This window comes from Paenarthrobacter sp. DKR-5, from assembly GCF_018531425.1.
Taxonomy (GTDB): domain Bacteria; phylum Actinomycetota; class Actinomycetes; order Actinomycetales; family Micrococcaceae; genus DKR-5.
Genome location: NZ_JAHBOI010000001.1, coordinates 99,686 through 108,932, shown reverse-complemented (window position 1 = coordinate 108,932; position 9,247 = coordinate 99,686). Strand labels below are relative to the sequence as shown.

The 9,247-nt window shown below is 63.8% G+C and carries 17 protein-coding genes; all 17 read left to right on the top strand.

The features are described 5' to 3' along the window. Positions 1 to 6: 6 nt before the first annotated feature. The 17 genes from rplB to secY all read left to right on the top strand — a co-directional run bounded on the left by rplB (position 7) and on the right by secY (position 9,246). Positions 7 to 846: a 50S ribosomal protein L2 gene (rplB, locus tag KIH31_RS00560; RefSeq protein ID WP_214425126.1), complete on the top strand. Its 840-nt coding sequence runs from the start codon at positions 7 to 9 to the stop codon at positions 844 to 846. A 12-nt stretch (positions 847 to 858) separates the two neighbouring features. Next, on the top strand, positions 859 to 1,140 hold the full coding sequence (rpsS, locus tag KIH31_RS00555) for a 30S ribosomal protein S19 (RefSeq protein WP_214425125.1): 282 nt from the start codon (positions 859 to 861) through the stop codon (positions 1,138 to 1,140). 38 nt (positions 1,141 to 1,178) lie between these two features. Beyond that, complete coding sequence (rplV, locus tag KIH31_RS00550; RefSeq protein WP_214425124.1) at positions 1,179 to 1,544, top strand: 50S ribosomal protein L22; 366 nt, start codon at positions 1,179 to 1,181, stop codon at positions 1,542 to 1,544. Beyond that, the gene (gene rpsC / locus KIH31_RS00545) at positions 1,545 to 2,360 is read left to right on the top strand and encodes a 30S ribosomal protein S3 (RefSeq protein ID WP_214425123.1); all 816 of its coding nucleotides are present in this window, start codon (positions 1,545 to 1,547) and stop codon (positions 2,358 to 2,360) included. It begins immediately after the preceding gene. Then, positions 2,361 to 2,777 (top strand): 50S ribosomal protein L16, encoded by a 417-nt coding sequence (rplP, locus tag KIH31_RS00540; protein WP_214425122.1) that lies wholly within the window; start codon positions 2,361 to 2,363, stop codon positions 2,775 to 2,777. Between the two features lie 2 nt (positions 2,778 to 2,779). After that, positions 2,780 to 3,151: a 50S ribosomal protein L29 gene (gene rpmC / locus KIH31_RS00535; protein WP_214425121.1), complete on the top strand. Its 372-nt coding sequence runs from the start codon at positions 2,780 to 2,782 to the stop codon at positions 3,149 to 3,151. After that, positions 3,148 to 3,450, top strand: coding sequence for a 30S ribosomal protein S17 (rpsQ, locus tag KIH31_RS00530; protein ID WP_307857487.1), 303 nt, complete (start codon positions 3,148 to 3,150; stop codon positions 3,448 to 3,450). The genes rpmC and rpsQ overlap by 4 nt, the downstream gene beginning before the upstream one ends. A 174-nt stretch (positions 3,451 to 3,624) precedes the next feature. Beyond that, positions 3,625 to 3,993, top strand: coding sequence for a 50S ribosomal protein L14 (gene rplN / locus KIH31_RS00525; RefSeq protein WP_214425120.1), 369 nt, complete (start codon positions 3,625 to 3,627; stop codon positions 3,991 to 3,993). A 2-nt stretch (positions 3,994 to 3,995) separates the two neighbouring features. Then, a complete protein-coding gene (rplX, locus tag KIH31_RS00520; RefSeq protein WP_214425119.1) occupies positions 3,996 to 4,361 on the top strand; it encodes a 50S ribosomal protein L24 in 366 nt (121 codons plus the stop codon). Next, on the top strand, positions 4,361 to 4,939 hold the full coding sequence (gene rplE, locus KIH31_RS00515; RefSeq protein ID WP_214425118.1) for a 50S ribosomal protein L5: 579 nt from the start codon (positions 4,361 to 4,363) through the stop codon (positions 4,937 to 4,939). Before rplX ends, rplE begins: the two co-directional genes overlap by 1 nt. 63 nt (positions 4,940 to 5,002) lie before the next feature. After that, the gene (gene rpsH, locus KIH31_RS00510) at positions 5,003 to 5,401 is read left to right on the top strand and encodes a 30S ribosomal protein S8 (RefSeq protein ID WP_214425117.1); all 399 of its coding nucleotides are present in this window, start codon (positions 5,003 to 5,005) and stop codon (positions 5,399 to 5,401) included. A 17-nt stretch (positions 5,402 to 5,418) separates the two neighbouring features. Next, positions 5,419 to 5,955, top strand: a complete 537-nt coding sequence (gene rplF / locus KIH31_RS00505; RefSeq protein ID WP_214425116.1) for a 50S ribosomal protein L6 — start codon at positions 5,419 to 5,421, stop codon at positions 5,953 to 5,955. A 2-nt stretch (positions 5,956 to 5,957) separates the two neighbouring features. Continuing rightward, complete coding sequence (gene rplR, locus KIH31_RS00500; RefSeq protein WP_214425115.1) at positions 5,958 to 6,329, top strand: 50S ribosomal protein L18; 372 nt, start codon at positions 5,958 to 5,960, stop codon at positions 6,327 to 6,329. 29 nt (positions 6,330 to 6,358) lie between these two features. Further along, positions 6,359 to 7,036, top strand: coding sequence for a 30S ribosomal protein S5 (gene rpsE / locus KIH31_RS00495; RefSeq protein ID WP_214425114.1), 678 nt, complete (start codon positions 6,359 to 6,361; stop codon positions 7,034 to 7,036). Then, positions 7,036 to 7,248 (top strand): 50S ribosomal protein L30, encoded by a 213-nt coding sequence (gene rpmD, locus KIH31_RS00490; RefSeq protein WP_214425113.1) that lies wholly within the window; start codon positions 7,036 to 7,038, stop codon positions 7,246 to 7,248. Before rpsE ends, rpmD begins: the two co-directional genes overlap by 1 nt. Then, a complete protein-coding gene (gene rplO / locus KIH31_RS00485; RefSeq protein WP_214425112.1) occupies positions 7,248 to 7,730 on the top strand; it encodes a 50S ribosomal protein L15 in 483 nt (160 codons plus the stop codon). The genes rpmD and rplO overlap by 1 nt, the downstream gene beginning before the upstream one ends. 202 nt (positions 7,731 to 7,932) lie before the next feature. Beyond that, positions 7,933 to 9,246 carry a preprotein translocase subunit SecY gene (gene secY, locus KIH31_RS00480; protein ID WP_214425111.1) on the top strand — a complete coding sequence of 438 codons (1,314 nt, stop codon included), beginning with the start codon at positions 7,933 to 7,935 and terminating at the stop codon, positions 9,244 to 9,246. Position 9,247: the final 1 nt, after the last annotated feature.

Sequence of the window (9,247 nt, the reverse complement as noted above, 5' to 3'; positions counted from 1 at the left end):
TGAGTTATGGGAATCCGTAAATACAAGCCGACTACGCCGGGCCGCCGCGGCTCGAGCGTAGCCGACTTCGCAGAAATCACGCGGTCGACGCCGGAAAAGTCGTTGGTGCGCCCGCTGCCCAAGAAGGGCGGCCGCAACAACACCGGTAAGATCACCACCCGTCACAAGGGTGGCGGACACAAGCGCCAGTACCGTCTGATCGACTTCCGTCGCCACGACAAGGACGGCGTTGACGCCCGCGTTGCCGAGATCGAGTACGATCCGAACCGCACCGCACGCATTGCGCTGCTGCACTACGTTGATGGCACCAAGCGCTACATCATCGCGCCGAACAAGCTGAAGCAGGGCGACTTCGTCGAGGCCGGAGCCGGCGCCGACATCAAGCCTGGCAACAACCTCCCGCTGCGCAACATCCCGGTGGGTACCGTTATCCACGCCGTGGAGCTGCGTCCGGGCGGCGGTGCCAAGATGGCCCGCTCCGCCGGTGCTTCGGTTCAGCTCGTCGCCAAGGAAGGCCGCTTCGCCCAGCTGCGTCTGCCCTCCGGTGAAATCCGCAACGTCGACGTGCGCTGCCGCGCCACGGTCGGCGAGGTCGGCAACGCCGAGCAGTCGAACATCAACTGGGGCAAGGCCGGCCGTCTGCGCTGGAAGGGCGTCCGCCCGACCGTGCGTGGTGTGGCCATGAACCCTGTCGACCACCCCCACGGTGGTGGTGAAGGTAAGACCTCCGGTGGACGCCACCCGGTCAACCCGAACGGCAAGCCCGAGGGCCGCACCCGCCGCCCGAACAAAGAGAGCGACAAGCTTATTGTGCGTCGCCGTCGTACTGGCAAGAACAAGCGATAGGAGCCTGGAGACATGCCACGCAGCCTGAAGAAGGGTCCCTTCGTTGACCAGCACCTCTTTGTGAAGGTCGCCAACGAAAACGAAAAGGGCACCAAGAACGTCATCAAGACGTGGTCCCGCCGGTCGATGATCATCCCCGACATGCTCGGGCACACGATCGCCGTGCACGACGGACGCAAGCACATCCCCGTGTTTGTGACCGAGTCGATGGTCGGGCACAAGCTCGGCGAATTCGCCCCCACGCGGACTTTCCGCGGCCATGTTAAGGACGACAAGAAGGGCAAGCGCCGCTAGGCGTTTGGCTCTTCGGAACAGACGAGAGAAGGAAAGCAATGGAAGCCAAGGCCATTGCGCGGCACATCCGCGTAACGCCTATGAAGGCCCGGCGCGTCGTCAACCTTGTTCGTGGCAAGCAGGCGAATGAGGCACTGGCGATTCTGAAGTTTGCCGAGCAGGCAGCTTCGGAGCCGGTATTCAAGGTTGTTCAGTCCGCCGTTGCCAACGCCCGGGTCCTCGCGGACCGTGACGGCGTCGGATTCGACGAGAGCGACCTCTACATCAGCGAAGCGTTTGTTGATGAAGGCCCGACCATGAAGCGGTTCCAGCCGCGTGCCCAGGGCCGCGCTTACCGCATCAAGAAGCGGACGAGCCACATCACCGTTGTCGTTGCCACCCCCGAGAAAGAGGAGGGCCGCTAAGTGGGTCAGAAAGTAAACCCGCACGGGTTCCGACTCGGCATCACCACGGACCACGTCTCGCACTGGTTTGCCGACAGCAACAAGGCCGGCCAGCGCTACAAGGACTTCGTCCGCGAGGACGTCAAGATCCGCCAGCTCATGTCCACGGGCATGGAGCGCGCCGGCATCGCCAAGGTCGAGATCGAGCGCACCCGTGACCGTGTCCGCGTGGACATCCACACGGCACGCCCGGGCATCGTCATCGGCCGCCGCGGCGCCGAAGCCGACCGCATCCGCGGCGAGCTGGAGAAGCTCACCGGCAAGCAGGTTCAGCTGAACATCCTCGAGGTCAAGAACCCCGAGATCGAAGCCCAGCTCGTTGCCCAGGGCATCGCCGAGCAGCTGACTTCCCGCGTGGCGTTCCGCCGCGCGATGAAGAAGGCCATGCAGTCCGCGCAGCGCGCCGGTGCCCAGGGCATCCGTGTTGCTTGCTCGGGCCGTCTGGGCGGCGCCGAAATGAGCCGCTCGGAGTTCTATCGCGAAGGCCGTGTGCCCCTGCACACCCTGCGCGCGAACATCGACTACGGCTTCTACGAAGCCAAGACCACCTTCGGCCGCATCGGCGTGAAGGTCTGGATCTACAAGGGTGACGTCACCGCCAAGGAACTGGCTGCGCAGCAGGCTGCAGCTCCGTCCCGCGGCCGCGGCGAGCGCCCGGGCGGACGTCCTTCCGGCGACCGTCGTCGTCGCAACGACCGCGCTGAGGCTCCTGCAGCCGAGGCTCCGGCCGAGGCAGTAGCAGCTGGCGCTGAGACTGCAGAAGGAGGACAGGCTTAAATGCTTATCCCACGTCGAGTCAAGTTCCGTAAGCAGCACCACCCGGGTCGTTCCGGCGCTGCCACCGGCGGCACCAGGGTTACCTTCGGCGAGTACGGTATCCAGGCCCTTACCCCGGCCTACGTGACCAACCGTCAGATCGAATCGGCCCGTATCGCCATGACCCGCCACATCAAGCGTGGCGGCAAGGTCTGGATCAACATTTACCCGGACCGTCCGTTGACGAAGAAGCCGGCCGAAACCCGCATGGGTTCCGGTAAGGGTTCGCCCGAGTGGTGGGTCGCCAACGTCAAGCCGGGCCGGGTTCTGTTCGAACTCTCCGGTGTCAGTGATGAAGTAGCTCGTGAGGCCCTGCGCCTGGCAATCCACAAGCTCCCGTTGAAGGCACGCATTGTGCGTCGCGAAGGTGGTGAATAGAAATGGCAGTTGGATCCAAGGATCTGGCCCCCGCGCAGCTTGACGGTTTCGACAACGAGCGTCTCGTTGAGGAACTGCGCAAGTCCAAGGAGGAGCTGTTCAACCTCCGTTTCCAGTCCGCTACCGGACAGCTGGAGAACCACGGCCGCCTGCGCGCGGTGAAGCGGGATATCGCCCGCATCTACACCGTGCTTCGCGAGCGTGAGCTGGGCATTCGTTCCGTCGTAGCCGCCCCCGTGGTGGAAGCCAAGGAAGAAAAGAAGGCGGAGAAGAAGACCGCCGCCAAGAAGCCTGCAGCCAAGAAGGCCGCAAAGCCGGCCGCCGAGGCTGAGGCTGTGGAGGCCGCTGAGGTTTCCGAGGAGGATGCCAAGTGACCGAGCAGCAGAAGGAAGAAGCAGCTGTGAGCGAGACAAAGGGCACCGCGCGTGCCTACCGCAAGACCCGCCGCGGGTACGTGGTCTCGGACAAGATGGACAAGACCGTCGTCGTACAGGTGGAAGATCGCGTAAAGCACGCTTTGTACGGTAAAGTTATCCGTCGGACTTCGAAAGTCAAGGCCCACGACGAGCAGAACAGCGCCGGCATCGGTGACCTGGTTCTGATCAGCGAGACTCGTCCGCTCTCCGCCACCAAGCGGTGGCGGATCGTGGAGATCCTCGAGAAGGCCAAGTAATTCCAAACACGCTCCCGTCGCGTGCCGTTTCTTGCGGTGCGCGACGGAGGCGCGTGGGCCCTCAGTGAGGGTCCCGGGATTAGGATCGCCCTGGCGTTCCAGGCGAGCCAAGAGACAATATCCGTTCCGCAAGGCTCACGAGTGTGAGAACCGGCGCGACGACAGGAGTAATAAGTGATTCAGCAGGAGTCGCGACTGAAGGTCGCCGACAACACGGGTGCGAAGGAAATCCTCACCATCCGCGTTCTCGGTGGTTCCGGCCGTCGCTACGCAGGCATCGGCGACGTCATCGTTGCCACCGTCAAGGATGCAATCCCGGGCGGCAACGTCAAGAAGGGCGACGTCGTCAAGGCGGTTGTCGTCCGCACCAAGAAGGAGCGCCGTCGCGCCGACGGTTCCTACATCAAGTTCGACGAGAACGCCGCAGTGATTCTCAAGAACGACGGCGACCCCCGCGGTACCCGCATCTTCGGCCCGGTTGGCCGCGAGCTGCGCGACAAGCGGTTCATGAAGATCATCTCGCTGGCTCCGGAGGTGCTGTAACCATGGCGAAGTTCAAGATCAAGAAGGGTGACCTCGTCCAGGTCATCACTGGCGCCAAGCAGGACCGCGGCGGCGACCGCGGCAAGCAGGGCAAGGTTCTTCGCGTGTTCCCGGAGACCAACCGCGTGCTCGTCGAGGGCATCAACCGCGTCACCAAGCACACCAAGGTCGGACAGTCCCAGCGCGGGACCAAGACCGGCGGCATCGAGACCGTAGAGGCCCCGATCCACATTTCCAACGTGGCCGTCGTTGACCCGTCGACCAAGAAGCCGACGCGTGTCGGTTTCCGCACCGAGACCGTTGAGCGCGACGGCCGCCAGCGCACCGTGCGTGTCCGCGTGGCCAAGAGCTCCGGGAAGGACATCTAATGACCGAGACGCTCGAAACCCCGGCCAAGGTACTTCCCCGTCTGAAGACGAAGTACCAGGAGACCATCAAGAAGTCGCTGCAGGACGAGTTCAACTACGAGAACGTCAACCAGGTTCCGCGCCTGGTGAAGGTTGTCGTGAACATGGGTGTCGGTGACGCCGCCAAGGACTCGAAGCTCATCGACGGTGCCGTGCGCGACCTGACCCTCATCACGGGCCAGAAGCCGCAGGTGACCAAGGCCCGCAAGTCCATCGCCCAGTTCAAGCTGCGCGAAGGCATGCCGATCGGCGCGCACGCTACGCTTCGCGGGGACCGCATGTGGGAATTCGTGGACCGTCTGGTGTCGCTGGCCCTGCCGCGTATCCGTGACTTCCGCGGGCTCAACGGCAAGCAGTTTGATGGCAACGGCAACTACACCTTCGGTCTGACCGAACAAGTGATGTTCCACGAGATCGACCAGGACTCCATTGACCGCGTGCGCGGCATGGACATCACCGTCGTGACCACCGCCAAGACCGATGACGAAGGCCGCGCGCTGCTCAAGGCGCTTGGTTTCCCGTTCAAGACCGAAGACTAATCAACTACGTTGCAGGTCCAGCTTCACAGCTGGAAACCGTTACGAGGAAGGGCTAGAGCCCAAATGACTATGACAGATCCTGTCGCAGACATGCTCACGCGTCTGCGCAATGCAAACTCGGCATACCACGATTCCGTGACTATGCCTTACAGCAAGCTCAAGGCACACGTTGCCGACATCCTGAAGGCCGAAGGCTACATTGCCTCCTGGAAGGTCGAGGATGCCGAGGTCGGCAAGAAGCTGACCATCGAGTTGAAGTTCGGTCCGAACCGCGAGCGTTCCATCGCCGGTGTTCGCCGCATCTCCAAGCCCGGTCTGCGCGTTTACGCGAAGTCCACCAACCTCCCGCACGTGCTGGGCGGCCTGGGCATCGCCATCCTGTCCACCTCCTCCGGTCTGCTCACGGACCGCCAGGCGTCGAAGAAGGGCGTGGGTGGGGAAGTCCTCGCCTACGTCTGGTAACGGGAAGGAAGAGAACAATGTCACGTATTGGACGTCTCCCCATCACCGTTCCCGCCGGCGTCGAGGTCAAGGTCAACGGCAACGTTGTCTCGGTCAAGGGCACCAAGGGTGAACTCAGCCACACCGTCGCCAACCCGATCGAGGTCGCCCTCGAGGAGAACACGCTGACGGTGACCCGGCCGAACGACGAGCGCGAGTCGCGTTCGCTGCACGGCCTGACCCGCACCCTGATCTCGAACATGATCGTGGGCGTCACCGACGGCTACGAGAAGAAGCTCGAGATTGTGGGCACCGGTTACCGTGTCCAGGCCAAGGGTTCTGACCTGGAGTTCGCTCTGGGCTACAGCCACCCGGTCGCCGTCAAGGCTCCGGAAGGCATCACCCTGACCGTCGAGGGCCCCACCAGGCTCTCCGTCTCCGGTATCGACAAGCAGCAGGTCGGCGAGGTCGCTGCCAACATCCGCAAGCTGCGCAAGCCCGACCCGTACAAGGGCAAGGGCATTCGCTACGCTGGCGAAGTTATCCGCCGCAAGGTCGGAAAGGCTGGTAAGTAATCATGGCTCTTGGAGTAAAAGGTAAGAGCAAGCAGGCCTCCCGCGGCCGGCGTCACCTGCGCGTTCGCAAGCGCATTACGGGCAGCGCGGTTCGTCCGCGCCTGGTCGTGAACCGTTCGGCCCGCCACGTCTTCGTGCAGGTCGTCGATGACAGCCAGGGCATCACCGTGGCGTCCGCTTCCACGCTGGAAGCCGACCTGCGCGCGTTCGACGGCGACAAGACCGCCAAGGCCAAGCGCGTCGGCGAGCTCGTGGCCGAGCGTGCCAAGAAGGCCGGAATCGAAGCTGTGGTCTTCGACCGCGGCGGCAACAAGTACCACGGCCGGATCGCCGCCGTCGCCGACGGCGCACGCGAAGGTGGGCTGGCACTGTGACCGCTGTCAACAATGAAAAGGAAAATCAGGTGACTGAAGCTGTAGCTGCTGAAGCAACTGAGGCCCCCGAGTCCGCCGCTACGAGCACGGACGACCGCCGCGGCGGACGCCGTGGCGAGCGTGGCGACCGTGGTGGCCGTGGCGAGCGCGGCGGCCGTGGTGGCCGCGACAGCGCCCGCGACGCAGAGAAGAACCAGTACGTCGAGCGCGTTGTAGCCATCAACCGTGTGGCGAAGGTCGTCAAGGGCGGCCGTCGCTTCAGCTTCACCGCGCTGGTTGTCGTCGGTGACGGCAACGGCCTGGTGGGCGTCGGCTACGGCAAGGCCAAGGAAGTTCCCGCGGCCATCGCCAAGGGCGTCGAGGAAGCGAAGAAGTCCTTCTTCCGCGTTCCCCGCGTCCAGGGCACCGTCCCGCACACCGTGCAGGGCGAGGCCGCTGCGGGCGTAGTGCTGCTGCGTCCGGCGTCCCCGGGTACCGGTGTTATCGCCGGTGGTCCGGTGCGTGCCGTGCTCGAGTGCGCAGGCGTCCACGACGTCCTGTCCAAGTCCCTCGGCTCCTCCAACGCGATCAACATCGTGCACGCCACGGTGGAGGCGCTGCGCAAGCTCGAAGAGCCTGCTGCTGTCGCCGCCCGCCGCGGGCTGCCGATGGACGAGGTTGTTCCGCCGGCACTGCTCCGTTCTCTTCAGCAGAAGGCAGGTGCGTAATGGCAACCCCGAAGAACCTCGTTGCATCCGACGCAAAGTTGGAAATCACTCAGATCAAGTCCGTCATTGGCGGCAAGCAGAACCAGCGCGACACCCTTCGCTCACTCGGTCTGAAGCGCATCGGCCACTCCGTGGTCCGTACCGCCGACGAAGTGACCGTTGGAATGATCAACACGGTTCCGCACCTCGTGAAGGTTGAGGAGGCGAAGTAATGGCAGAGAAGGAAACCGCTGCTCAGGCGGAAGCCAAGGAGCACGCGCTCAAGGTCCACCACCTGCGTCCCGCCGCCGGCGCCAAGACCGCGAAGACCCGTGTGGGCCGCGGTGAAGGCTCCAAGGGTAAGACCGCCGGTCGCGGTACCAAGGGTACGAAGGCCCGCTACCAGGTGAAGGCTGGCTTTGCCGGCGGCCAGCTGCCGCTGCACATGCGCCTGCCGAAGCTGCGCGGGTTCAAGAACCCGTTCCGCGTGGAATTCCAGGTCGTCAACCTCGACAAGCTCTCCGAGCTGTTCCCCGAGGGTGGCACGGTGACCGTGGAGAACCTGGTCGAGAAGGGTGCGGTTCGCAAGAACCAGCCCGTGAAGGTGCTGGGCACCGGCGACATCACCGTCAAGGTGGACGTCACAGCGAATGCGTTCTCCGCTAGCGCCGCCGAGAAGATCGCGGCCGCGGGTGGAAGCACCACGGCACTCTAAGCACGCTCCGGCGCGCTTTAGCTGACTGGACTCCCGGTGGGTGGGACTGAAGTTCCACCCACCGGGAGTCTTTGTCGTAACCGGCCGGCCGCCGGATTCTCCCGGCAGCCCGGGCACCCGGTAGACTCAGTAGTCGGACCACTGTTTGCGGGTCACCGACGGCTCCCGCAATCCCCACTTTCCTAAGACCTCAGGAGGACGCTTGCTTAGCGCATTCGGCCGGGCCCTTCGTACGCCCGATCTGCGACGCAAGTTGTTGTTCACGCTGGGCATCATCGCGATCTTCCGCTTGGGTGCGTTCATCCCCTCGCCGGGCGTGAGCTACCAGAACGTGCAGCAATGTTTGCAGGCCGGCAGCACCAACCAGGGTGTCTACCAGCTGATCAACCTGTTCAGCGGCGGCGCGCTGCTGCAGGTGTCCGTCTTCGCCCTGGGCATCATGCCCTACATCACCGCCAGCATCATCGTGCAGCTGCTGCGCGTGGTCATTCCCCGCTTCCAGCAGCTTTACGACGAGGGCCAGTCAGGCCAGTCCAAGCTGACGCAGTACACGCGGTACCTGACGATCGCACTCGGCCTGCTCAACGCCACGACGCTGGTGTCGCTGGCCCGCTCCGGACAGCTGCTCGGCACGCAGTGCCCGGCACCGATCATCCCGAGCGACTCCATCATCACGACCATCCTGATCGTGATCACGCTGACGGCCGGAACCGGCCTGATCATGTGGATGGGCGAGCTGGTCACGGAAAAGGGCGTCGGCAACGGTATGTCCATCCTGATCTTCACCTCGATCGCGGCCGGCTTCCCGACCTCGCTTGGGCAGATCTGGACCACCAAGGGCCCGGGCACCTTCTTCACCGTCCTGGTCATCGGGCTCGTCGTGATGGGCCTGGTCGTGTTCGTCGAGCAGTCCCAGCGCCGGGTGCCGGTGCAGTACGCCAAGCGCATGATCGGCCGCCGCACGGTCGGGGGCACCAGCACGTACATCCCGATCAAGGTGAACATGGCCGGCGTCGTGCCCGTCATCTTCGCCTCCTCGATGCTGTACCTGCCGTCCCTGATCGCGCAGTTCAACACCCCGCATGACGGATCGCCCGCCCCGGACTGGGTCAACTGGATCACCACCAACCTGACCCGCGGCGACCACCCGATCTACATGATCATCTACTTCCTGCTGATCGTCTTCTTCACCTACTTCTACGTGGCCATCACGTTCAACCCCGAAGAAGTCTCGGACAACATGAAAAAGTACGGCGGCTTCATCCCCGGCATCCGTGCCGGACGGCCGACGGCGGACTACCTCCAGTACGTCCTCTCCCGCATCACCCTGCCGGGCGCCATCTACCTGGGGTTCGTAGCCCTGATTCCGTTGGTGGCCCTTGTCCTGATCAACGCCAACCAGCAGTTCCCGTTCGGCGGCACGTCGCTGCTGATCATGGTCGGCGTCGGCCTGGAGACCGTCAAGCAGATTGATGCGCAGCTTCAACAACGTCACTACGAAGGGTTATTGCGATGAC

Excerpts from the sequence above, each read along its gene's own strand:
- rpmC (WP_214425121.1), top strand. The coding sequence starts at position 2,780 with ATGGCAGTTGGATCCAAGGATCTGGCCCCCGCGCAGCTTGACGGTTTC.
- rplP (WP_214425122.1), top strand. The coding sequence starts at position 2,361 with ATGCTTATCCCACGTCGAGTCAAGTTCCGTAAGCAGCACCACCCGGGT.
- rplX (WP_214425119.1), top strand. The coding sequence starts at position 3,996 with ATGGCGAAGTTCAAGATCAAGAAGGGTGACCTCGTCCAGGTCATCACT.
- rplO (WP_214425112.1), top strand. The coding sequence starts at position 7,248 with ATGGCAGAGAAGGAAACCGCTGCTCAGGCGGAAGCCAAGGAGCACGCG.
- rplR (WP_214425115.1), top strand. The coding sequence starts at position 5,958 with ATGGCTCTTGGAGTAAAAGGTAAGAGCAAGCAGGCCTCCCGCGGCCGG.
- rplF (WP_214425116.1), top strand. The coding sequence starts at position 5,419 with ATGTCACGTATTGGACGTCTCCCCATCACCGTTCCCGCCGGCGTCGAG.
- rplE (WP_214425118.1), top strand. The coding sequence starts at position 4,361 with ATGACCGAGACGCTCGAAACCCCGGCCAAGGTACTTCCCCGTCTGAAG.
- rplB (WP_214425126.1), top strand. The coding sequence starts at position 7 with ATGGGAATCCGTAAATACAAGCCGACTACGCCGGGCCGCCGCGGCTCG.
- rpsS (WP_214425125.1), top strand. The coding sequence starts at position 859 with ATGCCACGCAGCCTGAAGAAGGGTCCCTTCGTTGACCAGCACCTCTTT.
- rpmD (WP_214425113.1), top strand. The coding sequence starts at position 7,036 with ATGGCAACCCCGAAGAACCTCGTTGCATCCGACGCAAAGTTGGAAATC.
- rpsH (WP_214425117.1), top strand. The coding sequence starts at position 5,003 with ATGACTATGACAGATCCTGTCGCAGACATGCTCACGCGTCTGCGCAAT.
- rplV (WP_214425124.1), top strand. The coding sequence starts at position 1,179 with ATGGAAGCCAAGGCCATTGCGCGGCACATCCGCGTAACGCCTATGAAG.